The organism is Amycolatopsis sp. NBC_01488 (assembly GCF_036227105.1).
Taxonomy (GTDB): Bacteria; Actinomycetota; Actinomycetes; order Mycobacteriales; family Pseudonocardiaceae; genus Amycolatopsis.
In genome coordinates this window covers 3,254,193-3,278,001 of sequence record NZ_CP109434.1, presented here as the reverse complement: position 1 = coordinate 3,278,001, position 23,809 = coordinate 3,254,193, and the positions used below count along the sequence as shown (strand labels likewise).

The window sequence follows — 23,809 nt, the reverse complement described above, 5'->3', positions numbered from 1 at the left end:
GGATCTTCCACCGTGCGCTCTTCCCCGCTGCGCACGCTCGGAGTTAGCACTGTCCCGCGAAAGCGGCCCGGAGTGCACGCTCCGGGTCGCTTTCACGGGAAGTGGCGGCGGCGGTCAGGCCAGGGCCTGGGTCGGCGCCAGCCGGGCGGCCCGGACCGCCGGGTAGGCTCCCGCGACCGCCCCCACCAGGGCCGCGACGCCGACACCACCCGCGAGCGTCGCCCACGGCAGCACCGCCGGCCACCCCTGGCTGAGCGCGTAGCCCGCCGTCACCAGCACCCCGGCCAGCACCCCCGCCAGCCCGCCCAGCCCCGACAGCAGCACGGACTCGGCCAGGAACTGCCCGCGGATCTGGCGTTTCGTCGCCCCGAGCGCGCGGCGCAGGCCGATCTCGCGCCGCCGTTCGAGCACCGAGATGACCATCGTGTTGGCCACGCCGACCCCGCCGACGAGCAGCGCGACCCCGCCGAGGCCGAGGAACAGCGCGCTGTACGTCGTGTCCGTCAGCTTCTGCGCGGCCAGCGCGTCCGACGGACGGCGGACCTCGACCTCGTTCGGCGCCTGCGGGTTCAGCGTCGCGCCCAGCACCGATCGCACACCGTCCACTTGGGACTCTTTCGCGCGGACGTACACAGTGGACGGATGACCGTCGAACCCGAGCAGCCGCTTGGCGACGTCCCAGCCGACCAGTGCCGACCGCTCGATCTCCGGCGCCAGCGGCATCGGCGCGAGGATGCCGACCACGGTGAACCACTGCGTCCCGATCAGCACCTGCGGCGGCCGGGCCGGGTCGATGTGGTCGATGCCGAGCCGGGCCGCGGCCTGCGACCCGAGCACCGTCACCGGGTAGTCCTGGTTCCCCGCCGCCAGGAACGTCCCGGCCCGTACCTTGCCGCCGAGCACACCCAGCAGGTCCGGCTTCGCCGCGAACACCGCGAGCCCGGACGTGTCGTCCGGCGCGATCTTGTCGCTGCGCCGCACGCTCGCCGACGTGTTCCCGGTCCCGCTCGCCGCCTGCACCGGCGCGATCCGCTTGGCCATCGGGACGGCGTCGTCCGGCAGGGTCGCGTTGTCCCCGAACAACGTCTGGCCCGGCCCGGCGGTGAGCAGGTTCGTGCCGAGCGCGGCCAGCCGGTCGTGCAGGGCCTGCGCGCCGGACGCCGGGATCGCCAGCACCGCGACCATCGCCGCGACGCCGATCGCGATGCCCAGCGCGGAAAGCACCGCGCGCACCGGCCGCGTGCGCATGCCGTGGGCACCGAGCGCGACGACGTCCGGCGGCTTGAGCCGGGCCGGTTCCGGCAACGTCACCAAGGTCATCGCGCACCCACCAGGCCGGTGTCGAGCCGCAGCCGGCCGTCGAGCAGCTCGATCCGGCGCGGCATGCCCGCGGCGATCTCCCGGTCGTGGGTGATCACGACGATCGTGGTGCCGCCGGTGGACAGCTCGCCGAGCAGCGCGAGCACGGACGCGCCGGTGCCGGTGTCGAGGTTGCCGGTCGGCTCGTCGGCCAGCAGGATCGACGGTTCGTTGACCACGGCCCGCGCGATCGCGACGCGCTGGCGTTCCCCACCGGACAGCTCGCCGGGCCGGTGCCACGCCCGGTGCCCGAGCTTGACCCGGTCGAGCGCCGCCAGTGCCCGCGCGCGACGCCGTCGCCGCGGCACCCCGGCGTAGAGCAGGCCGGTGCACACGTTGTCCACCGCACTCATCCCTTCGTCGAGGAAGAACTGCTGGAACACGAACCCGATCCAGCGCGAGCGCAGCGCCGAGACCTTCCGGTCCGGCAGCGCGGCGACGTCGTGGCCGTGCAGCTCGACGCGCCCCGACGACGGCCGGTCGAGCGTGCCCATCAGGTGCAGCAGGGTCGACTTGCCGGACCCCGACGGCCCGACGATCGCGACCATTTCGCCGTCCTCCAACGCAAGCGAGACGCCGTCGAGCGCGGCGACCCCACCGGGGTAGGTGCGCGTGACGTCGTGCACGCGCAGCACGGGCGTCACGACGTCGTCACCACCCGCATGCCCGCGCTCAGCCCGGTGCCGGTGACCTCGACCTTGCCGCCGCTGAACAGTCCGGTTTGGACGGCCACGAGCCGTCGCTGCCCGTTCTCGTCGACTTCGACCGCGTAACCGCCTTCCGCGAGCGCGAGCAGCGCGCCGACCGGGACCGCGAGCACGCCCTGGTGGACGTCCTTGGTGAACCGGACGCTCGCCGGCGCCGAGTCGAGCGAGCCGCCGGCCGCCGGATCGTCGAGGCGGACGGACACGGTGATCTTGGGCTTGCCGTCGTCCTGCCCCGCCGCGTCCTTGCCCTCGACGGCGGTCCGCCCGACGTCGGTGATCGTGCCCTGCGTCGTCTTCCCGTTGATCGTCACGGACGCCTTCGCGCCCTGCTGCGCGAGATCCTGCTTCGCCGCGTCGAGCTTCACCTGCACCGAGCGGACGGTCCCGGTCGTCTTCAGTATCTCGCCCTGGGCCGGCGAACCGGGCTTGGCCGACAGCGCCGACACGCGGACCTCGCCCGCCGCGAGCACGACGTCGCCCTGGCCGAACGCGCCGGTCTGCTCCAGCCCCAGCGACTTCTGCCACTTCTTCAGCGCGGCCGCCGTCGCGGAGGTGAACTTCTTGTCCGGCGTGCCGAAGCCGCCGAACCCGCACGCCTTGAGGTTCTCCTCCAGCTGCTTGACGTCGGCGCCGTCGTCCGCGCCGGCGGCGAGGTCGCGGTAGAACGGCAGCGTGCCGTAGAACAGCGGCACCGGTTTCGCGTCCACGCCGTACACCGGCTTGCAGCGGGTGATCGTGGCGCCGGCCGCGGGCAGCGACGTGATCGTGCCGGGCTTGCGGCCCTGGACGGTCTCGTCGTCGCCGTAGCCGAGGGTGCCGTCGGCCTCTTCCTCCTCGCTGAGGTCGGTCTTGACGACCTCGGCGGTCTCGACCGACGGCGGCGTGGCCTCCTTCACCGGCGTCGCGGACGAGACCCGCGTCAGGATCACGACGGAGCTGGTGCCCAGCACCACGACGATCACCGCGGCGGCGACGAACCAGCGCGTCCGGCCGCGGCGGCGCGCTTTCAGGTGAGTCACCTCGTTCACTTGCCCGCCTCGGAGCTGATGCTCATGCCGAGCCCGCACGCCTTCGCGGCGGCTTCGAACTTCTTCGGGTCGTCGCCCGGCCCGCCGACCCGCATCGCGCCCTTGCCGCTCGGGTCGGGGTCCGGCATGTCGATGCCGTGGTCGCGCATGCACTTGGCGTCCTTGCGCATCTTGTCGAGCTCCTCGGCGCTCGGCGGCTTCATCTCGCCGCCGTTGGGCATGAGGTGCTTGCACGCGTTCTGCGCGGCGTCGATCTTCCCCTTGTCCGTGCCGTCGCCGCCCAGCGTGATCGCCATGCCCTTGCCGTCACCGGCCGGCTTGGGGTCGGGCATGTCGACGCCGTGCTCGCGCATGCACTTGGCGAAGTCGCGCATCTTGTCCTCGTCGCTCTTGCCGCTCGTGTCGGCGGCCGTGGGGCCGCCCGACTTCGGCGGCGTCGAGATCGACGCGACCTTCGACCCGTCGTCGGCCTTCGCGCCGCAGCCCGAGAGCAGCAAGGCCGCTCCGAGCGCCGCGACTACGATCCGTGTCCGCATGGCTCGCTCCTTTCGTGTCCGGATGGGAGCCAGGTCTACGGATCGGGGGATTCGGGCGCGCTAAGCGACGTCGCTTATGCGGTCCTTATGGCCTCCCTGCGCAGACTGGGCGGGTGCGGGTGCTGGTGGTGGAGGACGAACGGCTGCTGGCCGACTCCGTGGCCGAGGGGTTGCGGCGGTTTTCGATGGCCGTCGACGTCTGTTACGACGGCGAGCAGGCGCTGGAACGGGTGGGCGTGCACGGCTACGACGTCGTCGTCCTGGACCGCGACCTGCCGAAGGTGCACGGCGACGCCGTGTGCGCCGCGGTGGTCCGGGCGGGTGGCGAGGCACGCGTGCTGATGCTGACCGCGGCCGCCGACGTCACCGACCGGGTCATCGGCCTGGGCCTGGGCGCCGACGACTACCTGACGAAGCCGTTCGCGTTCGCCGAGCTGGTCGCCCGGGTGCAGGCGCTGTCACGGCGCGCGCGACCCGCGTTGCCGCCGGTGCTGGAGCGCGACGGCGTCGTGCTCGACCTGCCGCGCCACCAGGCCGCCCGCGACGGCCGGTTCCTGCTGCTCTCGCCGAAGGAGTTCGCCGTGCTGGAGGTGCTCATGCGGGCCGAGGGCGCGGTGGTCAGCGCCGAGGACCTGCTGGAAAAGGCGTGGGACGAGCACGCGGACCCGTTCACGAACGCGGTGCGGGTGGCGGTCATGACGTTGCGGCGCAAGCTCGGCGACCCGCCGGTGATCGAGACCGTGCCCGGCGCCGGCTACCGGTTCGGCACGCCGTGAAGGCGCTGTCCGTGCGGACGAAGCTGACGGCCTGGTACGGGGGGCTGTTCCTGCTCGCCGGGCTGGTGCTGGTCGTCATCAACTACCTGCTGGTGCAGAGCACGCTGCCGGACCCGGTCCGCGTCGCCTCGACGACGATCGGCTCGGCCGATCTGGCCTACGGCGTCCCGGCCGGGACGGTGGGGGGTTCCCAAGGCGTCGCGGTGCGGCTGCTCAGCGGCTCGCTGGAGGACTACCGCTCCTCGACGCTGTCCACGCTGCTGGTCGGCTCGGCGATCGCGCTGGTGGCGACGGCGGCATTGGCCGTGCTCTTCGGCTGGCTGATGGCGGGCCGCGCGCTGCGGCCCCTGCACGACATCACGTCGGCGGCGCGCCGGCTGGAGGCGGGCAAGCTCGACCGGCGGATCAACCTCGAAGGCCCGCCCGACGAGCTGAAGGAGCTGGCGGACACGTTCGACGGCATGCTCGACCGGCTCGCGGAGTCGTTCGACAGCCAGAAGCGGTTCGTCGCGAACGCGTCCCACGAGCTGCGGACGCCGCTGGCGGTGCAGCGGACGCTGATCGAGGTGGCGATGGCCGACCCGGAGGTGGGGCCGGAGCTGCGGAAGCTCGGCACGCACCTGCTGCACACGAACGAGCGCAGCGAGCGGATGATCGAGGGCCTGCTGATCCTGGCCCGCAGCGACCGGGGGTTGCAGGCCCGGACGCCGGTCCGGCTGGACGAGGTGGTGGCCTCGGTGATCCGGGCGACGGCCGCTTCGGCGGCTTCGGCGGGGGTGACGGTGGAGACGCGCCTGCGGCCGCGCACGGTGGCGGGCGACCCGGTGCTGCTGGAGCGGCTGGTGACGAACCTGCTGGTCAACGCGATCACGTACAACGCTTCGGGCGGCTGGGTGTACGTCGAGGTCCGTGGGGATCCGGCCCTGGAGGTGCGGAACTCGGGGCCGGTCGTGCCGCCCGAAGCCGTGCCCACGTTGTTCGAGCCGTTCCGCCGGGTCGGTTCGGAGCGGACCGGCGACACGCGCAACGCGGGGCTCGGGTTGTCGATCGTGCGGTCCGTGGCCCAGGCCCACGGCGGGTACGCGGAGGCCCAGCCGGGCCGGCGTGGCGGTCTCACGGTGACGGTCCGCCTGCCGCCGTCGTGAGTGAGAAACAGGGCTGGAACACTGTTTCTCACTCACGACCCTGATCCACTCGATCGTGACTTACCGTGTCCGGCGTGTCACCCGGCGGCCGCCGACCTGGGTGACCCATGATGCGGACGTCGCGAAATGAACAGTGGGCAGTTCGACATGGACTCGGCGCGCCTCGCACGTCAAGCCGACGCGCCGTTCTAACGTGGGCACCCACAACGGTGAAGAAGATCGGGGAGGCGAGAACAATGCGGGCGCTGCGAGTGGTCGGGCTGCACGAGGACGGGAAGTCCATCGTGCTCGAAGACCCGGCGAGCCGTACTCGCTTCCTGCTCCCGGCTGATGAGCGACTGCGCGCGGCGGCGCGGGGTGACATCACCCGCCTCGGCCAGATCGAAATCGAGTTGGAGAGCCAGATGCGGCCACGCGAGATCCAGCAGCGCATCCGAGCGGGCGAGTCCGTCGAGCAGGTCGCCGCCGGCGCCGGTGTGTCGGCGCAGCGCGTCGAGCGGTACGCCTACCCCGTGCTCCTCGAGCGGTCCCGCACCGCCGAGCTCGCGCAGAGCGCGCACCCGGTCCGCGAAGACGGTCCCGACGTGCAGACGCTCGGCGAGGTCGTCGCGTACGGCTTCGGCGTCCGCGGCCACGACTACTCGCAGGCCACCTGGGACTCCTGGAAGGGCGACGACGGCCGCTGGGTCGTCGTGCTCCAGTGGAAGGCCGGGCGGTCGGACAACCGCGCGCACTGGGCGTTCTCGCCAGGGGCGCACGGCGGCACGGTCGTCGCGCTCGACGAGAACGCCGAGGTCCTGCTCGACCCGAACGCCTACCGCGCCCCGCGCACGGTCCGCGCCCTCGACCCGGCCCGCGACGCGGAGTTCCAGCCGACGCTGGACTCGGTGCCGCCGCAGGACCACGCCGAGCTGCCCGCCGCCGAGCCGGACCCGGACGACGACACCCGCGAGATCCCCCGGGTCCCGGCGGACCCGGAAGAGGACCACGCCGACCAGCCTCGGCCGAAGGCCAAGAAGAACCACCCGATCGTGCCGTCCTGGGAGGACGTGCTGCTCGGGGTCCGCTCGCAGCGCGGTTAGCCGAGCCGCGCCGCGAGCGTCTTCGGGGCGACCTGGCGGTAGGCCTCGCGCACGATCCGGTCGATCTCGCCCCAGTCGACGTCGACGTCCAGCCGCACGCCCAGCCACCCGCGGTGCCCGACGTACGCCGGCCGGAAGAACCGCTCGGGCTCGGTGCGCACGAGCTCTTCCTGCGCACCGGGCGGCGCCGGGCACCAGAAGGCCAGCCTGCCGTCGCCGTGGTGGTCGTCGTGGAACATGACGAACGTCTTCTTGCCGCGCACGAACCACGCGGGCGACCCGTGGCTGAGCCGCTCGGTCGCTTCGGGCAGGGCCAGGCACAACTTCCGCAACGCGTCGAGCTGCTCCATCCCGCCAGGCTACGATGTCACGCTGAGGGAGGAGTCCATCATGGTGCGTGACGTCCGATGATCACCAGACCCGGCGAGCAGGCCGGGCTGACCCGGCTCGGGGAGCTCCGGTTCCGCGCGTTCAGCGGGACGCGGGTGGTCGACATCGCGCCCGCGCAGTGGGGCCTGGCCCCCATCGCGATCCGGCAGGCCGCGGTTTCCCGCCGGTACCGCGAAGTCCCGCCCGGCCTGCCGGGCTTCCTGCGGTTCGAATTCGCCCCGGGCTCCTTCCCGCCGCACTTCGACCGCGGCCCGGGCACCGAGGCCGACCGACGGCGGCTCGCGAAGCTGCTCACCGGCCAGGAACAGTTCTGGGCCAGCTCGCGGCGGCTGCGGCTCGGCCGCGACGACGTCGCCGCGATCGCGGCGGCCGGCGGGATGGCCGTGGTGGCCGAGGTGAGCGATTCGACCGACCGGCTCCTGCTGCTGCGCCGGGCCGGGTTGCCCGCCGAAGAGCTGCGGCCACGCACGACCCGGCGCCGGTTCGGCCTGGCCGAGGTCCAGACCTCGGCCTTCGTCCTCAGCGTCGTCGTGGCCGGCGTGGGCACGTGGCTCGCGGCGGCGTCCGAGCGGAAGTGGCCGCTCCTGCTGATCCCGGTCTTCCTGGCCGTCGCGATCGGGCCGCAGCTCGCGATCCGCGGCTTCGCCGGGCGGTCACCGCGCATGCCGTGGCTGGACGAGAACTTCACCGGGGGCTGGCAGGTCGTCGTGGCCCCGCCGCCGTCGATGTCCACCGAGCTGCTCTGCGAAGTCGCTTCGCTGTACGGCTACTTCTACGCCGGCCAGTACTACGTCGGCCGGAACAGCATGAGCCACCTCTTCGCGAAGTGCCGTCCCGGGCTGGTGTTCGGCACGCCGGCGCCGGGCGTCCCGCCGGCGCCGCCACCCGTCTTCGAGGCCCCGGCCGAGTCGCCCGGGCGGGAGCAGTGGCTGCGCACTCACCTCGACGGCCGCGACGAGCTGTGGGTGAGCGTCCGGCACGCGAAGCTGCCGCCGGACCGGATCGCCGCGATCGCCGGACCCGAGGGGCTGGTCCCGGTCGCCGAGTTCGCCGACCCGTCCGACCGGATCGTGCTGCTGCGCCGCCCGACGGCGCCGCCACCGGCTCCCGGGCGGAAGTTCCGGATGTCGTTCGTCGGCTTCCTCGCCCCGGCCGCGTGGGTCGTGCTCTGCTTCGGCGGCGGCTGCCTGACGGCCGTGTTGACCGGCGAAAACCGCCTGTTCGGGATCGCCTTCGGCCTGACCGTCCTCGGCGTGCCGCCGCTGCTGTGGGTGCTGCGCGTCTTCCCGCGGTCGACGCGCGTCGGCTGGCTCGCGAGGGAGTTCACCGGCAAGGACGGCGTCACGTTCTTCTCCGGCCAGTTCGACGTCTCGCCCGGCCTGGTCCGCCAGATCGCCGGCTACCACGGCTACTTCTTCGGCAGCCAGACGTACACGCGGGCGCAGGGCACGCTCGTCACCTATGTCCGGCAGCGTTAGAAGGCGATCACCAGCACGCCGATCCACGCGACCACGACGCCGGCCGCCGCGCCGTAGGCGGCCCAGCGCAGGATCGGGGTGCGGCGGATCAGCCACAGCGACGGGGTGATCCCGGCCGTCACGATGACCGACGCCACCAGCGCCAGCCAGCCGCTCGTCTCGCGGGCCAGGGTCGAAGCCAGCGCCACCATCGCCACCACGACGACGGCCGCGATGAACGCCGAGACGGTCAGCCCGGTCAGCCACGGCGTCGGCTCCCCGGGCGGGCCGGACGGCCCCAGCACCGCACGGACGAACCGGTGGCCGGGCGCGTCGGTCCGCGGAGGCGGCTCGACGACCGTGTCGGCGCCGGTCACCGGGTCCACGAACCGGACGGTCGTGCCCATCACCGAGGCGAGCCGGCCGGCCAGCTGACGACCGCGCTGCGAGACGACCGCACCCGCTTCGGCGCCGGAGCCGGCGGAGACCGCGGACGCCACGCGCGCCCACTCGTGCAGGGCCTGGGCCAGGTCCGCGCCGATCGCGAGCGTGTGCGGGTCGACCTCGCGCGCGTTTTCCCCACCGGGTCCGGCCAGCACGGCGCGCTCACCGCGGATCCGCAGCTCCATGGGGTCCTTTCGCGCCGCTTCGACGTTCCTCGCGGCCAGCACCTTAGTCGGCCCGCGCCAGTTCGTAGAAGGCCACGGCGGCGGCCGTCGCGATGTTGAGGGAGTCGACACCGTCCGGCATGGGTATCCGGACCGCGTGATCAGCCGCCGCCAACGCCGTTTCGGTCAGTCCGGGACCTTCCGCGCCGAACAGCAGCGCCACTCGCCCGGGCGCGTGCTTCCGCAGCTCGCGCAGCGGGACCGAGCCCGGCCGCGGGGTGAACGCGGCGACGGCGAACCCGCGCGCCCGCAGGTCGTCCAGCCCGCCCGGCCAGTCCGCGAGGTGGGCGAACGGCACGCGCAGGACGTGTCCCATCGACACGCGCACGCTGCGCCGGTACAGCGGGTCGGAACAGCCAGGGCCGAGCAGGACCCCGCCGACGCCGAGCGCGGCCGCGTTGCGGAACAGCGCGCCCAGGTTTTCGTGGTCCCCCACGCCTTCGAGCACGGCGATCGTGCCGGCGTCCTCGACGACCTCGGGAACCGTCAGCGGCGCGGGCCGGTCCGCGACGGCGAGGATCCCGCGGTTGAGGTGGAAGCCGACGACGTCGGCCATCACCTCCGCGGAAGCGGCGTACTGGGGCACGTCCCGGCCGGCGAGGTCGTCCGCCAGCTCGGCGAACCGGCGTTCGACGCCCAGCAGCGCCCGCACGGGGTACCGGGAGGCCAGCAGCCGGGACACCACGACGGTGCCTTCGGCGATGACGAGTCCCTTGCCGCCCGGGCGGTCCGGGCGGCGGTCCGCTGTGGACAGGTCCCGGAAATCGTCGACCCTGGGGTCGTCGCGGGCGGCGATGTGGATCAGGCCCATCCGCCCAGTCTGTCATCCGCTTGCCGGGCGCTTCACTGGTCCGAACGTCCGGCCGGGTGTGGTGCGAACGGGTTCTTTTTGCTGTCTGTTAACTCGTCGTGACGGAGAGCACCAGTTTGGCCGCTAGCCCGGGTGCAACGCCTGTGAAACGGTTGTCCGCCGGGGCCTGAAACACGTCCTAGTTCCACGCCGACGCAAAGCAGGGATGGTCATGGGGATGGACCTCGCGGCTCAACCGTTCAACACGCTGGACCGCGGACGGTACCGCCGCAAGGTGCAGCGTTGCCTGGACACGTTGGCCCGCATGCTCACCGACGGCAGTTTTTCGTTCCCCCGCAAGAACATCGGCCTCGAGGTCGAGCTGAACCTCGTCGACCGCGAGCTGCGCCCGTCGATGACGAACACCGCCGTGCTCGAAGCGCTCGACGACCCGTCGTTCACCACCGAGCTGGGCCAGCAGAACATCGAGCTGAACGTGCCGCCGCGGCCGCTGGCCGGCGATTCGGCCCTCCAGCTCGAAGACGACCTCCGCGCGTACCTCGCCACGGCGGCGTCGAAGGCCCGGGACACCGGATCGTCGCTGGCGATGATCGGCATCCTGCCGACGTTGAAGCACGAGCACTTCGACCAGAAGTGGCTCACCAACAAGGCCCGCTACGCCACGCTGAACGACCAGATCTTCGCCGCGCGCGGCGAACGCACGGTGCTCGCGATGGAAGGCGCGCCGCTGCCGGGGCAGCAGCCCGAGCGCCTGCGCAGCTACGCGGAGTCGATCCTGCCGGAGGCCGCCTGCACGAGCGTGCAGTTGCACCTCCAGGTCGCGCCCGAGGAGTTCGCGGCGCACTGGAACGCGGCGCAGTGCCTGGCCGGGCTGCAGATCGCGCTCGCGTCGAATTCGCCGTTCCTGCTGGGGAAGGCGCTCTGGCACGAGACGCGCATCCCGCTGTTCCTGCAGGCGACCGACACCCGGCCGGAGGAGCTGAAGAACCAGGGCGTGCGGCCGCGCGTGTGGTTCGGCGAGCGCTGGATCACGTCGATCTTCGACCTGTTCGAGGAGAACGTCCGCTATTTCCCCGGCCTGCTCCCGGAAACCGACGCCGAGGACCCGATCGAGGCGCTCGACGCGGGCCAGGCGCCCAAGCTCACCGAGCTGCGCATGCACAACGGCACCATCTGGCGCTGGAACCGCCCGGTGTACGACGTCGTCGACGGCCTGCCGCACCTGCGCATCGAAAACCGCGTCCTGCCCGCCGGCCCGACGGTCGTCGACACGGTGGCGAACGCGGCGTTCTTCTACGGTGCCCAGCGCGCGCTGGCCGAGGCGGAACGCCCGGTGTGGAGCCAAATGTCCTTCCAGGCGGCGGAGGAAAACCTCTACGCCGGCGCGCGGCGCGGCTTCGAGGCGCAGCTGTACTGGCCGGGCATCGGCTGGATCCCGCCGGACGAGCTGGCGCTGCGCGTGCTGCTCCCGCTCGCTCACGAGGGGCTGCGCCGCTCCGACGTGTCCGACGAGGCCCGCGAGCGCTACCTCGGGATCATCGAGCGCCGCTGCCTCGCGCGGCGGACCGGGGCGACCTGGCAGCGGGACTACGTCGTACGTGCGCAGGAACGCGGCCTGGACCGGGAAGAGGCGCTGTCCCGGATGCTGGGTCGCTACTTGGAGCTTTCGGAGTCCGGCGAGCCCGTGCACACCTGGCAGCTCGGCGACTGACCGCTAACCTGGGTCGATGCCGAAGATTCTCGGTGCGTCGCTGGAGGCGCACCGGCGCGAGGTCCGCACGCGGGTCTTCGAAGTGCTGCGTGCCCAGCTCTACGAGCGCGGCTTCGACGCGATCACGCTCGCCGGCGTCGCCGCGGCGGCCGGGGTGGGCCGGACCGCGCTGTACAACCACTTCCCGGACAAGGAAAGCCTGCTCGTCGCGTTCGTCGAGCACGAGGCGGCCCAGTACGTCACGCGGCTGACCGATGCCGTCGAAGCCCAGGCCGACCCCGTCGACCAGCTCGCCACCTTCGTCCGGCTGCAGTTGCGCGTGCTGGCCGAGTTCCACATGCCGCCGGGCACGGCGCTCGCGTCGGCGCTGGCGCCCGCCGCGTACCGGCGGATCAGCGCGCACGCCGACCCGATCACCGACCGGCTGCGCGCGATCCTGGCCGGCGGCGTCGACCTGGGGCGCTGGCCGGCCGAGGACCCGGACGTCCTGATCCCGATGATCACCGCGGCGCTGGGCAACCGCACGCTCGTCGACGGACCGCCCGAGCAGCTGGACGAGATCGTCGAGGCGGCGGTCCGGTTCGTACTCCGGGCGGTCGGTGCCCTGGCCTGACCCACGGCGATGCCCTACGATCTTTCTGACAGCGTGTCAGATCGATCGCCGGGAGGCCTGCCCATGTCGGTGACCACGGACGCCCGTCCCTTTTCGGCGACGCTGCGCGCGTCCACGCTCGAGGTGCACGAGAAGGCGAACTACTCGACGTACATGCGCGCCCTGCTCGGCGGCGAGCTGACCCAGGAGGGCTACACCCAGCTGGCGATCCAGTACTACTTCGTCTACGGCGCGATCGAGGCGGCCAGCGACCGCATGGCCGCCGACCCGGTGGGCGGCGAGTTCGTCTTCGACGAGCTACGGCGGCTGCCCCACCTGGAGCGCGACCTCGCGCACCTGGTCGGCCCGGACTGGCGATCGACGATCTCGCCGCTCGCTTCGACACGGGCGTACGTCGCGCGCATCGGCGAAGCGTCTTCGTGGGCAGGCGGGTACGTGGCGCACCACTACACCCGCTACCTCGGCGACATCGCGGGCGGCCAGGCGATCCGCCGTCTGCTGGAGAAGAAGTACGACGTCGCCGAGGCGGGCACGCTCTTCTACCACTTCGACGGCATCGGCAGCGCGCCCCGCTTCCGCGACGCATATCGAGCGAAGCTGGACGAGGCGCCGTGGGACGACGCCGAGCGCGCCCGGGTGATCGACGAGACGCTGGTGGCGTTCGAGTGTAACGTCGCGGTGTTCGAGGAGCTGGCTTCGCGGCTGGACGAGTACCGCGCCTGAATGATCGTTCTCACAGCTCGTTGACCTCCAGTTAAGTCCAGGTAGCAGGCTCGGTTTCGGGTGCCGGACCCTCGGGTACGCCACTCACGAACCGGTCGTCCCACGCGGTGACCACGACCCGCCCCCGCTCGCCGCGGAGGGGCGTGTGCTACTAGGTTCGGTACCGGAAACTTGTGTCGAAGACAGAAGGAGGGCCAATGGCCCGCTACGAGCTGCCCGATCTCGACTACGACTACGGCGCCCTCGCGCCGCACATCTCCGGCGAGATCAACGAGTTGCACCACACCAAGCACCACGCGACGTACGTCAAGGGCGCGAACGACACGCTCGACAAGCTCGAAGCCGCCCGCGAAGCGAACGACTTCGGCTCGATCGTCGGCCTGGAGACCACGCTGGCCTTCAACCTGGCCGGCCACGCCAACCACGTCGTGTGGTGGAAGATCCTGTCGCCGGAGGGTGGCGACAAGCCGACCGGCGAGCTGGCCGCGGCGATCGACGAGGCGTTCGGCTCCTTCGACAAGTTCAAGGCGCAGTTCACCGCCGTGTCGACCACGATCCAGGGCAACGGCTGGGGCGCACTCTCCTGGGACCCGATCGGCAAGACGCTGATCACCCAGCAGCTGCGCGACCACCACAACAACCTGATCCTGCCGACCGTGCCGATCCTGCTGGTCGACGTCTGGGAGCACGCGTTCTACCTGGACTACAAGAACGTGAAGCCGGACTACGTCAAGGCCCTGTGGAACATCTTCAACTGGGCGGAGATCTCCAAGCGCTTCGACAACGCGGTCGCGGGCGGCAACGGCCTGCTGCTCGGCTGAGCGTCGCGCCGAACGGGGTCCTCCTTCGCGGGAGGGCCCCGTTTTTCGTCGTCGGGTGAAATCTCACTTGACCTCGAGTGCAGTCGAGGTGTGAGAGTGGTCGGCATGGACGTTGACGCGTATCTGGCGCGGCTGGGTGTCGAGCGGCCCGCGGCCGCCGACCTGAGGACCCTGCGCCACCTGCAGGAACGCCACCTGACCACGGTCCCGTTCGAGAACCTGGGCATCCACCTGGGCGAGCCGGTCGAGCTGACCGAAGAGGCGCTGTCCGACAAGATCGTGGGCCGCCGGCGCGGCGGCTTCTGCTACGAGCTCAACGGCCTCTTCGCGGCCCTGCTGCGCTCATTGGGGTACGACGCATCGCTGCACGCGGCGCAGGTCTTCCGCCCGGACGGCACTCTCGGCCCACCTCTGGACCACGCCGCGATCGTCGTTTCCCTGGACGAGGACTGGCTGGTCGACGTCGGTTTCGGCCGCTTCTCCCGCTACCCGCTGCGACTGTCCGGCGTGGACGCCCAGCCCGACCCGGAGGGCGAGTTCCTCCTCCTGGACGCTCCCCACGGCGACATCGACGTCCTCCTGGACGGCAAGCCCCAGTACCGCCTCGAGCGCCGGCCGCGGCCGCTGTCGGACTTCGTCCCGATGGCGTGGTGGCAGTCGACGTCCCCGGCGTCCCACTTCACGAAGTCCCTGACGTGCTCCCGCCCGACTTCCCAGGGCCGCGTAACGCTCTCGGGCGACCGCCTGATCGAGACGGTCGACGGCGTCCGCACCGAGGTCGCTTTGTCGACGGAAGCGGCGATCCGCACGGCGTACCGCGTCTACTTCGGCATCCCCCTGACGCGGCTGCCCACGCCACCGGGTGAGAGTCCCTTGACGAGCGGAGCGCTCAGCCCGACACTGCCGTGACGTGAACGAAGCCCCGGCCTGGGGTTCCCAGGGCCGGGGCTCCGTCCGTTCCCGAACTGACTGCCGCTCCCACCACGAAGCGGACGTGTATGAGGTTAGCCTAACCTCACCTCATCGGGCAAGGGATCCATCGCCGAGACCCCGATCTCACCCTTCCGAGTGACATCGGGGTCCCAGGTCGCCGTTTTTTGTCGGTGCGTGCCGCTACGGTCACGCCATGAACACGAACCGATACTCGCGGTCAGATCTTCTCCCGCTTCAACACCCGAAGTCCGAACCCCCGCTGAACCGGCCACGAGACTCCACCTCGCCGGATCAGCACCACCGCACACACGACCGCAGCCAAAGCCGAAACCGCCCCGCCGATGTAGAAGGGAGACCGCCCGCCGAACGCCTGCGCCATCCACCCGACCATCGGGCCGCCGATCGGGTTGCCGCCGATGAGCACCAGCACGTAGAGCCCCATGACGCGGCCGCGCATCTCGGGGCTGACCGACGTCTGCACCAGTGCGTTCGCGGTGTTGAGGAACGTCATCGTGGCGAAGCCGAGCGGGATCAGGCCGAGGCCGAACGTCAGGTACGTCGGCATGAACGCCGTGATCAGCTCGAACACGCCCAGGAAGAACGCGGACACCAGCATCAGCCGCACCCGCGGCCGGCCTTTGGTGCCGCGGCGGGCGGACATCACCGCGCCGGTGAACGTCCCCACCGCGACCAGCGTCGACAGGAGCCCGTAGCCGTCGGCCGCGGTGTGGAAGACGTTCGCGGCCACGATCGGGAGGGAGCTGAAGTACGTGATGCCGAACGTGCTCACGAACAGCACCAGCACCATCACCGTCATCAGGTCCGAGCGCCGCCGGACGTAGCGCAGGCCCTCGGCGAGCTGGCCCTTCTCGCGCGGCACCGCCGCGACGCGGAACAGCTTGTCCGGGTTCATCAGGACGAGCCCGGTGATCACCGCGACGGTGCTGAGCGCGTTCGCGATGAACAGCCAGCCGGTGCCGATCCAGGTGATCGCGAACCCGGCGATCGCCGGCCCGACGATCCGCGCCATGTTGAAGATCGACGAGTTCAACGCGACGGCGTTGGCGATCTGGTCGCGGCCCACCATCTCGGCGACGAACGACTGGCGCGTCGGCACTTCGAGCGACGCCGTGATGCCGAGCGTGAAGCACAGGACGTACACCTGCCACAGCGCCACGAGCCCGGTGATGTCGAGGACGCCGAGCACGACGGCCTGCGAGCACGCCGCGGCCTGGATCCACGTGAGGAGGCGCCGCTTGTCGACGCGGTCGGCGAGGACACCGGCCCAGAGCGAAAGGAACAGCGTCGGCGCGAACTGCAGCGCGACGGCGACGCCGAGGGCGATCGGGTTGTTGCCGCTGAGGGTGAACACCAGCCAGTCCTGGGCGATGCGCTGCATCCAGGTGCCGATGTTCGAGATGACCTGGCCGGTGAAGAAGAGCCGGTAGTTGCGCACCCGCAGCGACGCGAACATGCTGCCGCGCCGGGAAGGGGATGGTGGTGAAGCGGACGGCGGTGGGGCCGTGTCCCGGGTAGCAGTGGTCTCGATCGAACGCTTCGTTTCGCTACCCGTGGCCGTCACCGTGGTTAGTTCCCCGCCATCCTGTCTATGATTTCGGCGGCTTTCGAGAGCACTTCACGCTCTTCGTCGCCGAGTTCCGCCAACTGCCGGTCCAGCCACGCCTCCCGCACGGAAATGGCCTTCTGCACGTAGGCCAGCCCGCTCTCGGACAGCTCGACGATGGCCTGTCGGCCATCGGTCGGGTGCGGGCGCCGCTCGACGAACTTCATCTCTTCGAGCGCGGCGATCACCCTCGTCATCGAGGGCGGCTGGACGCCTTCCTTCGCGGCGAGCTGACCTGGGGTCAGCGCACCGCACTTGTGCAGGGTGGACAGCGCGGCGACCTGCGTCAACGTCAGGTCGTCCCCGACGCGCTGTGCCCGCAGCCGGCGGTTGAGCCGGACCACCGCGAGACGCAGACGGCTCGCCAAGGAGCGTTCGTGCGTGTCGCCGGACATATAGTTAGCATACCTTACGAAACTTCCACCGCACGGGTGATCTCCACCGCAACCTCCCGCGCGCCTCGGGCGTCCCTCCTCGAGAGAAACCTGGGGGTTCGGTGAACAAGAAGCTGGTGGGCTCGGCCGTGGTCGGCGCCGCGGTCCTGGCGATCGTGGTGGCGCAGTTCGCGGGCGGCGGTGACGAGGCAGCCGCACCGCCACCGTCGACGACTCCCGCGCCGACCGCGACCACGTTGCCGTACCAGGAGACCAAGGAGATCTACGACTTCCCGGCCGAAGCCGGCCGCGGGACGGGCGGCTTCGACGTGGAGATTCCGGTCCCGACCGGCTGGGCCCTCACCGAAGACAAGGACCGCGCGAGCTACCGCCACGGCGATCTCCTGCTGGAGACCGACCGGGTGCCCCTCGAGCAGGAGGACCCGGTGAGCGGTCTCCGTGCCGTGGCCAAGGCCGCCGGCCACGGCGGCACGGTCACCGAACACCCGCAGATCGCCGACTACGACGCCGCCGAGTGGGACTACACCGATCCCGGCGGCGGAAGCCCGCGGCGGGTCTCCGTGATCGGCCTCGGCGTCGGTGAAACCCTCATCACGATCCGATTCGAGGCACCGCCCGCCGAGTTCGAGCGCAACCGCGGCGTCCTCGACGCGGCGCTGCGGGTCAGCGGCGCCGGCTGATCAGCGGAACGCCGCCTGGATCGGCCCGACCGCGAAGTAGGCGATGAAGGCCACCGCGATCACCCACATGAGCGGGTGCACCTGCCGCGCCTTGCCGGTCGCCGCGCGGATCACGACGTAGCTGACGAAGCCGGCGCCGATGCCGTTGGCGATCGAGTACGTGAACGGCATCACGACGATGGTCAGGAACGCGGGCAGCGCGATCGAGTAGTCGGTGAAGTCGATGTCGCGGACCTGCGCCATCAGCATCGCGCCGACGACGACCAGCGCCGGCGCGGCCGCCTCGACCGGCACGACCTGGTAGAGCGGGGTCAGGAACATCGCGGCGATGAACAGCACGCCGGTGACGATGTTGGCCAGGCCGGTCCGCGCGCCCTCGGCGATGCCGGCCGCCGACTCGACGAACACCGTGTTCGAGCTGGCCGAACCGAATCCGCCGGCCGCGCCCGCGAGGCCCTCGACGAACAGCGCCTTGCCGACGTTGGGCAGCTGCCCGTCGGCCGGGAGCAGGTCGGCTTCCTTCGCGAGGCCGGTCATCGTGCCCATCGCGTCGAAGAAGTCGGCCAAGACCAGGGTGAACACCAGCAGGCAGACGGTGATGATCGGCAGCCGCGTCCAGGCGCCGAACGAGACGTCGCCGACCAGCGAAAGGTTCGGCAGGCCGACGACCTGGTCCGGCAGTGCCGGGTAGCCGAGGTTCCAGCCCTTCGGGTTCGTGCCCTGCGACGGCCCGGCCTTGACGATCGCCTCGACGACGATGGCCAGCACGGTCGACGACAGCACGCCGATCAGGATGGCGCCCTTGACCTTGCGCACGACCAGGATGCCGGTGAGCAGCAGGCCGACCACGAACACCGCGGTCGGCCAGGAGGCGATCGAGCCGTTGATGCCGAGGCCGACCGGGACGGTGGTGTGCGCGTCGTCCGGCAGCCGGCGCACGAACCCGGCGTCGACCAGGCCGATCAGGCAGATGAACACGCCGATGCCGACCGCGATCGCGGACTTCAGCGACGCCGGCACCGCCCGGAACACCGCGGTGCGGAACCCGGTCAGCACGAGCGCCACGATGATGACGCCCTCGATGACGACCAAGCCCATCGCCTCGGGCCAGGTCATCTGCGGGGCGATGGTGACCGCGACCAGGCTGTTGATGCCGAGGCCGGTCGCGATGGCGAACGGGTAGTTCGCCACCAGGCCCATGAGGATGGTCATGACCCCGGCGACGAGCGCCGTCACCGCGGCGACCTGCGGCACGGGCAGGATGCCGCCGAGCAGGTCCTTGTGCGCGCCCGCGTCACCGGCCGAGAAGCTGCCGATGATCAGCGGGTTCAGCACCACGATGTAGGCCATCGTGACGAAGGTGACCAGGCCGCCGCGCACCTCGCGCGGCACGGTCGAACCCCGTTCGGTGATCTTGAAGAACCGGTCCAGTGTGGACGTCCCGGCGCGGGTCGTCTCCTGCTCCGCCATTGGCCTGCCCATTCTGTCGCTGCTGCGGAGTACCCTTCACCACGTGAGTGAACCGATCAATCCACCGGAGGTTACGGGCTCGTTGCGGCACACGCCGGAGCTGCCCAAGAAGCTGACCGACCTGACGCCGGTGGTGATCGTAGGCACCTCGATCTGGGCTGTCGCGCTGGTGGTGCTCTTCTTCACGACTTCGGGGCTGTGGGTGCAGACGGCGCTGTCCGGTTTCGTGCTCGGGTTCGTCGGCTTGGCGATCATCGGCTGGCAGCGCGCCGCCGCCCGCCGGGGCTCGAAATCGGCCCAGCGCCTCTGATGCCTTCGACTTTCTTGTCGCTTACGCGAGCAGCGTCCGCGGTGAGGGCTCGTCGAGCAGCGCCGTGATCAGGTGCCGGTCGGGCCAGCGCCCGGCCGCCCAGGCGAACGCGCGCGCCAGACCCTCGGACGTGTCGGCCGCGTGCAGCCGGCCGTCGGACCACCACTGGACGTCGTGGTCGGCGCCCTGGATCGACACGGTCAGCGGGTCGTGCACGAGGACGCCGCCCGCGGGCAGCCGGATGCCGAGCTGGTCGGCGACGAGCTTCAGCGCGGGCAGCTCGGCCCACGGCGCGTACTCGCCTTCGCTGGTCACCGCGGCTTCCTCGGTACTGGCGAGCGGGAGGTCGAGCAGGTCGGCGAGGCGTTCCGGATCCTCGGGCGCGACGACGTACTGGTCCGGACCGAGCGCTCCGGCCACCCACGGCACGTCGAGCACCAGCGCACCGTCCACGACGGACCCGTCGGCGGCGCGCACTCCTTCCGGCGGCCGCGGCTCGAACCCCGACGCCACGACCGCGTCGTAGGCGCGGGTGGTCAGCCCGGTCGAGATCGTCCGATCCGGATCCGCGAGCCGATTCAGGACGTTCTCGACTTCGTCCACATTGGACATCTCGAGATCGGTCCGCACGCCGGCCGTTCGCAGAAGCTCTTCACTCAGGCCGAGTTCAGGAACCTCGTCGTAGAGACCGGCGAGATCGGCGCCCGGCAGCCGCCATTCGCTCGGGGCGAGCCCGCCGAGCACGGCGTACTGCGCGATCCACCAGGCGGCGTGCCCTCGGGGCGCGCGCAGGGCCTGCAACGTCTCCGGGCGCGCGGCGAGCAGACGCAGCGCCGCGGGCCACGCGTCGTCCGCGACGAGGTCGAGGTCGCGGACGGCGAGGAGCGTCGACGGCGGTTCCGGAAGCGAGTCCCACCAGGCTTCCTCGTCCGGCAGGTCGTGGTCGGGCTCGTGCGGCTCGTCGTCGACGACCAGCGCGAACGAGTCCAGCACACCCGCGGCTTTGAGCGTGTCGGCCGGCCAGTCTTCTGCGAAGTCCTCGTCGAGGACGTCGAGGGCGCCGTCCTCGTCGAAGACCTCTTCGTCGAAGACGTCCAGCAGCGGCGACGACGGAAGCACGAGTTCGTCGGCACGCCGCCAGGTGTCGGTGGCGGGCAGGGCGAGCGCGCCGACCCACCGCGGGGGGTCGTCCCCGCAGTCGGCGACCAGCCGGAGGACGGCGCCCGCGAGCGTCGTACCGTCCAAACCGGACTTGACATCCTCGACACTGCGCTCGACGGCGTCCCGCAGCTGGTCGGCGTTGAGCAGCTCCCGGGCGTCGGCCTGCTTGGCCCCCAAGCGTTCCAGCAGCGGGTGCGACGCCGCCGGGTGCACCAGCCTCAGCCCCGGGACGTCCACATCGGACAGCAGTTCGAGCAGCTCGGCGGAGCCTTCGACGAGCAGAGACCCTCTCGCCCCGGGCAGCGTCCGGCCGTCGGAGAGCGGCACGGGCAGCCCGTCCAGCCGTTCACGCGCGAGCGCGTGCGACTCGACGGCGATCGCCAGGGCCGCGTAGACGTCGTGCCACCAGCCTGGCTCGCGGGACGTGCCGGTCAGCGTTTCCAGCACCTCTTCGATGCTGATCACTTGCACCGCAACGGCTTTCAGCACACTGGCGGGTGCCGCGCCGTCGATCAGCCCGGGAACGACATCGGCGATCAGCTGGGGCAGACCCGGCACGTCGACGTCGAGCACCTTCGCCTGCCGTCCGGCGACCTCACGACCGTCCTGAGTGGACAACCACGGCTCGGAACTGAGGTTCGCCAGCACCTCGTCGCGAAGCATCGCGTCCACAGTGGACTTCGGGAACCCTGGCGCGGGCACGAGCGCGAACCGCTGTTCGGCCGGCAGCAACCGAACCAGCTGCACATACTCTCGGGCGGCGTTCGCGAGCACCTCGTTCAGCTCGGCCCCGGGCAGCACGCGACGTCGCGAAGGCTCGACCGGAACCGACGCCAGAAGCCTGGCAGGCAACGAAAGTCCGTCGTCGGTTGGTGTGGGAGCGTGCAGAACGTCCTCGTCGAGCGGCTTCGGGATCCCGTCTGAGTCGACCGGAACCGCCCATACGACGTCACCGCGATGGGTCAGCCATCGCGTTTCCCCTTGCGGACCCCGGATCTCGACCACGTTGCCGTCGGTCTTCCTTGTCCAAACGCGACCGTCCACATCGGCTTCGGCCAGCCACGGCAAGGCGAGAAGCAGATCGCCGATGTCTTCGCCGAGCTGATCGAGAAGAGCCTGCCCGTCAACGTCATCCCTGAGCGGCAACCGGACCTCGGTGTCGAAGCCGTCCGGCGGATTGCCGTCCACCGGCCAGGGCAGGCGGAGAACAGGAACGTCCCCCGAGATACCGGCCGCGGCACGGGTCCGCTCCGCGGAAAAGACCACGCCACCACTGGCGGAGAGGACGCTCGGCGCGTCGGAAACGGTGCGAACAGCAGCAAACCCGACACCGAACCGCCCCACGGTGTCCCCGGTCTTCCCGGATGCCCTCAGCGAGGCAAGCGAAGCCACCCCACGCGCGTCGAGCGGAGCACCGGTGTTGGCGAACCTGAGTTCCCGGTCCACAAGGGACACTTCGACGCGCCCCGCCCGCCCGGCGGCCATGGCGGCATCGGCGGCGTTCTGCGCCAGCTCGACGAAGAGCCGATCCCGATAGGCGCCGACGCGCAGGTCGCGCTCGACGTTGGTGTCCTCGATCAGCCGAGTGGGCGAGTCCTGCCAGGCGCGCAGGGTGGAGTCACGGAGCCGCGCGGTGCCGAAGGGATCGGCCCCGTGCGGCTCAGAGGTCCCGCTGCTCACCGGTGTCTTCGCCTCGAGTCGGCTCCACGTCGCGCACCGCAGGCTCAACGCTTTCTCCCCGCCCAGCGGCGGCGACCGGTCCCCCATCCTCGGTGCCGACATCATCGGCGGGCAGTGCACCCAGCTCAACGTCACCCACATCGGTCACCTCAGCCTGAGTGGGCTCGGCTTCGGCAGGTTCGGGCACCGAACTCACGACCGGCTCACTCGCCTCAGCCTCTGCAGGCTCACCTGCCTGGGGTGTGGCCGCACCGTGAGCGACCGCATCGGCATGAACCGCCTCCGGCACCTCAGCCTCAACCGCCGCCTGCGCCTCGGCCTGAGCGGGCTCGACCGCTTCGGGCACCAACGCGTCCTCGGCCCGCTGCGGCTCGGCGACGGCATCGGTCACCTCAGCCTGAGTGGGCTCGACCGCCTCGGGCACCGGAGCATCTTCGGCCTGCCGCGGCTCGACAACCGCATCGGTCACCTCTGCCTGGGTGGGCTCGGCTTCGGCAGGCTCAGGAACATCAGCCTCGACGGGAGCGGCCTGAGCCGCAGGCGTCTCGGCAGTCTCATCGCGGACAGAGGTCGGCTGAGCATCGACCGCGCCCGGCTCGGTCTCGGCAACTGCTTCGTCCGCCTCCGCCTGCACCGAGTCAGAGTCAGCCGCAGCCGCATCGGTCGACTCGGCCACAATCGTCTCGGCAGCCGGGTCGGCCTGCGCCGAACCGGGTTCGGCCGCAGTCGGCTCGGCAACTGCATCCATCGGCTCCGCCGCAACCGGCTCGGCCGCAACCGGCTCCGCAACCGCGTCGGCCTGCGTCGAGTCAGGATCAGCCGCCGCGGGCTCCGCAACCGCATCCGTCGGCTCAGGCGAGACCGCCGACTCGGCCGCTTCCTCCGGCTCCACCTCCGCCGGTGAGACGTCCGCCTCCGCGATCGCCGTCTCCGGTTCGGCGGCCGGCGTCTCCGCTACCTCCGATGGGGTGAAGTCCAACAGCGAGTCGTCGTACACCAGCTCGGCCACCGGGATCGATGAGGTCACCTCGACCTCGACCTCCGAGTGGGCTCCGCACCCGTACTCCACGTCGACCACGTGGCCGTCCGCTGGGGCGATGTCGTTGCTGCACACGCCGAACACGCCGCGCAGCGATCCCGCCAGGGGGACGAAGAACCCGCACGTCCCGCACACGTCCGGGGCGCTGCGGGCCATGTCCGACCGGGGGCCGAACTCGCCGGAGTGCCAGCGGGTCGCCGCTTCCGTGCGGCCGAAGCGGGACAGCACGTGCACGCGGCCCAGGCCCGCGTCGCGCGCTACCTCCTCCACCGACGGGTCGTCCGACTGCAGGTACGCCGGGACCAGGCGGGGGTCGTTCTCGTCCGTCGGGAAGATGTCGCCGACGCCGAGGTCGCCCGCGCGGACCCGGCGCTCCCACGGGACCCACGCCGGGGCGATCAACGCCGACGGGCCGGGCACCAGGACGACCTCGCTGACCGTCACCGGCTCGTCGTCACCCGCCAGGGCGACCGTCACGGACCAGCGCCAGCCGCGGTAACCCGGCACCTGGGCCTCGAAGAGGTGACTCGCCGTGACCGCGTCCTCACGCGAGACACCCACGTGGGTGCCGATCTGCTCCTCGGGCGTTTCGTCGAGCACCGCCGCGCGCGCGAACTCCACCGCATCGGCGAGCTTGCGCTGCACGGAACCGTCGTCGAGGGTCAGCAGCAGCGTCATGCGGCCAATTGT

At 71.2% G+C, this 23,809-nt stretch carries 23 protein-coding genes; 11 read left to right on the top strand and 12 right to left on the bottom strand.

From position 1 onward, the window contains the following. Positions 1-114: 114 nt before the first annotated feature. The 4 genes from OG738_RS15915 to OG738_RS15900 are packed head-to-tail and all read right to left on the bottom strand — an operon-like array spanning position 115 to position 3,630. Positions 115-1,320: an ABC transporter permease gene (locus tag OG738_RS15915; RefSeq protein WP_329054747.1), complete on the bottom strand. Its 1,206-nt coding sequence runs from the start codon at positions 1,318-1,320 to the stop codon at positions 115-117. Further along, the gene (locus OG738_RS15910) at positions 1,317-2,003 is read right to left on the bottom strand and encodes an ABC transporter ATP-binding protein (RefSeq protein WP_329054745.1); all 687 of its coding nucleotides are present in this window, start codon (positions 2,001-2,003) and stop codon (positions 1,317-1,319) included. Before OG738_RS15910 ends, OG738_RS15915 begins: the two co-directional genes overlap by 4 nt. Further along, positions 2,000-3,094, bottom strand: a complete 1,095-nt coding sequence (locus OG738_RS15905) for a peptidoglycan-binding protein (RefSeq protein ID WP_329054742.1) — start codon at positions 3,092-3,094, stop codon at positions 2,000-2,002. The genes OG738_RS15910 and OG738_RS15905 overlap by 4 nt, the downstream gene beginning before the upstream one ends. Continuing rightward, complete coding sequence (locus OG738_RS15900) at positions 3,091-3,630, bottom strand: hypothetical protein (protein WP_329054741.1); 540 nt, start codon at positions 3,628-3,630, stop codon at positions 3,091-3,093. Before OG738_RS15900 ends, OG738_RS15905 begins: the two co-directional genes overlap by 4 nt. 113 nt (positions 3,631-3,743) lie before the next feature. Between OG738_RS15900 and OG738_RS15895 the strand changes: the two genes are divergently transcribed. From OG738_RS15895 to sepH, 3 genes are all read left to right on the top strand, one after another. Continuing rightward, the gene (locus OG738_RS15895) at positions 3,744-4,406 is read left to right on the top strand and encodes a response regulator transcription factor (RefSeq protein WP_329054739.1); all 663 of its coding nucleotides are present in this window, start codon (positions 3,744-3,746) and stop codon (positions 4,404-4,406) included. After that, on the top strand, positions 4,403-5,551 hold the full coding sequence (locus OG738_RS15890) for a sensor histidine kinase (RefSeq protein WP_329054737.1): 1,149 nt from the start codon (positions 4,403-4,405) through the stop codon (positions 5,549-5,551). The genes OG738_RS15895 and OG738_RS15890 overlap by 4 nt, the downstream gene beginning before the upstream one ends. A gap of 236 nt (positions 5,552-5,787) precedes the next feature. Further along, positions 5,788-6,633, top strand: coding sequence for a septation protein SepH (gene sepH, locus OG738_RS15885; RefSeq protein WP_329054735.1), 846 nt, complete (start codon positions 5,788-5,790; stop codon positions 6,631-6,633). Here the strand turns inward: sepH and OG738_RS15880 are convergent. Further along, positions 6,630-6,983 (bottom strand): MmcQ/YjbR family DNA-binding protein, encoded by a 354-nt coding sequence (locus tag OG738_RS15880; RefSeq protein WP_329054734.1) that lies wholly within the window; start codon positions 6,981-6,983, stop codon positions 6,630-6,632. The two genes, sepH and OG738_RS15880, sit on opposite strands and share 4 nt — an antisense overlap. A 57-nt stretch (positions 6,984-7,040) precedes the next feature. Here OG738_RS15880 and OG738_RS15875 point away from each other — a divergent pair, with 57 nt between their 5' ends. Then, positions 7,041-8,501 carry a hypothetical protein gene (locus OG738_RS15875; RefSeq protein ID WP_329054733.1) on the top strand — a complete coding sequence of 487 codons (1,461 nt, stop codon included), beginning with the start codon at positions 7,041-7,043 and terminating at the stop codon, positions 8,499-8,501. Here OG738_RS15875 and OG738_RS15870 read toward each other — a convergent pair. Both OG738_RS15870 and OG738_RS15865 read right to left on the bottom strand, forming a co-directional pair. After that, positions 8,498-9,109, bottom strand: a complete 612-nt coding sequence (locus OG738_RS15870; RefSeq protein ID WP_329054732.1) for a DUF2537 domain-containing protein — start codon at positions 9,107-9,109, stop codon at positions 8,498-8,500. The genes OG738_RS15875 and OG738_RS15870 overlap by 4 nt on opposite strands. A 43-nt stretch (positions 9,110-9,152) precedes the next feature. Further along, positions 9,153-9,959 carry a TrmH family RNA methyltransferase gene (locus tag OG738_RS15865; RefSeq protein ID WP_329054730.1) on the bottom strand — a complete coding sequence of 269 codons (807 nt, stop codon included), beginning with the start codon at positions 9,957-9,959 and terminating at the stop codon, positions 9,153-9,155. Between the two features lie 211 nt (positions 9,960-10,170). Between OG738_RS15865 and OG738_RS15860 the strand changes: the two genes are divergently transcribed. The 5 genes from OG738_RS15860 to OG738_RS15840 all read left to right on the top strand — a co-directional run bounded on the left by OG738_RS15860 (position 10,171) and on the right by OG738_RS15840 (position 14,736). Beyond that, the gene (locus OG738_RS15860; RefSeq protein ID WP_329054729.1) at positions 10,171-11,670 is read left to right on the top strand and encodes a glutamate-cysteine ligase family protein; all 1,500 of its coding nucleotides are present in this window, start codon (positions 10,171-10,173) and stop codon (positions 11,668-11,670) included. Positions 11,671-11,686: 16 nt separating this feature from the next. Then, the gene (locus OG738_RS15855; protein ID WP_329054728.1) at positions 11,687-12,283 is read left to right on the top strand and encodes a TetR/AcrR family transcriptional regulator; all 597 of its coding nucleotides are present in this window, start codon (positions 11,687-11,689) and stop codon (positions 12,281-12,283) included. A gap of 63 nt (positions 12,284-12,346) precedes the next feature. After that, on the top strand, positions 12,347-13,006 hold the full coding sequence (locus tag OG738_RS15850; RefSeq protein WP_329054726.1) for a biliverdin-producing heme oxygenase: 660 nt from the start codon (positions 12,347-12,349) through the stop codon (positions 13,004-13,006). Positions 13,007-13,203: 197 nt separating this feature from the next. Then, positions 13,204-13,827, top strand: coding sequence for a superoxide dismutase (locus OG738_RS15845; RefSeq protein ID WP_329054724.1), 624 nt, complete (start codon positions 13,204-13,206; stop codon positions 13,825-13,827). Between the two features lie 105 nt (positions 13,828-13,932). Then, the gene (locus OG738_RS15840) at positions 13,933-14,736 is read left to right on the top strand and encodes an arylamine N-acetyltransferase family protein (RefSeq protein WP_329054723.1); all 804 of its coding nucleotides are present in this window, start codon (positions 13,933-13,935) and stop codon (positions 14,734-14,736) included. Between the two features lie 241 nt (positions 14,737-14,977). Here OG738_RS15840 and OG738_RS15835 read toward each other — a convergent pair whose 3' ends face one another. Beyond that, positions 14,978-16,234 (bottom strand): MFS transporter, encoded by a 1,257-nt coding sequence (locus OG738_RS15835; RefSeq protein ID WP_329054721.1) that lies wholly within the window; start codon positions 16,232-16,234, stop codon positions 14,978-14,980. 113 nt (positions 16,235-16,347) lie between these two features. Continuing rightward, entirely contained in the window at positions 16,348-16,779 is a 432-nt protein-coding gene (locus tag OG738_RS15830) for a MarR family winged helix-turn-helix transcriptional regulator (protein WP_086675176.1), read from the bottom strand. Positions 16,780-16,880: 101 nt separating this feature from the next. Here OG738_RS15830 and OG738_RS15825 point away from each other — a divergent pair, with 101 nt between their 5' ends. Beyond that, the gene (locus tag OG738_RS15825) at positions 16,881-17,459 is read left to right on the top strand and encodes a hypothetical protein (RefSeq protein ID WP_329054718.1); all 579 of its coding nucleotides are present in this window, start codon (positions 16,881-16,883) and stop codon (positions 17,457-17,459) included. Here OG738_RS15825 and OG738_RS15820 read toward each other — a convergent pair whose 3' ends face one another. Continuing rightward, positions 17,460-18,929: an NCS2 family permease gene (locus tag OG738_RS15820; RefSeq protein WP_329054717.1), complete on the bottom strand. Its 1,470-nt coding sequence runs from the start codon at positions 18,927-18,929 to the stop codon at positions 17,460-17,462. A gap of 82 nt (positions 18,930-19,011) precedes the next feature. On the opposite strand from OG738_RS15820, the gene OG738_RS15815 reads away from it, so the two are divergent. Then, complete coding sequence (locus tag OG738_RS15815; protein ID WP_086675179.1) at positions 19,012-19,239, top strand: DUF2530 domain-containing protein; 228 nt, start codon at positions 19,012-19,014, stop codon at positions 19,237-19,239. Between the two features lie 21 nt (positions 19,240-19,260). On the opposite strand, the gene OG738_RS15810 is transcribed toward OG738_RS15815, so the two are convergent. Beyond that, positions 19,261-22,080: a sacsin N-terminal ATP-binding-like domain-containing protein gene (locus OG738_RS15810; protein WP_329054716.1), complete on the bottom strand. Its 2,820-nt coding sequence runs from the start codon at positions 22,078-22,080 to the stop codon at positions 19,261-19,263. Then, positions 22,061-23,797, bottom strand: coding sequence for a DUF3027 domain-containing protein (locus OG738_RS44665; protein ID WP_442875900.1), 1,737 nt, complete (start codon positions 23,795-23,797; stop codon positions 22,061-22,063). Before OG738_RS44665 ends, OG738_RS15810 begins: the two co-directional genes overlap by 20 nt. Positions 23,798-23,809 lie beyond the last annotated feature (12 nt).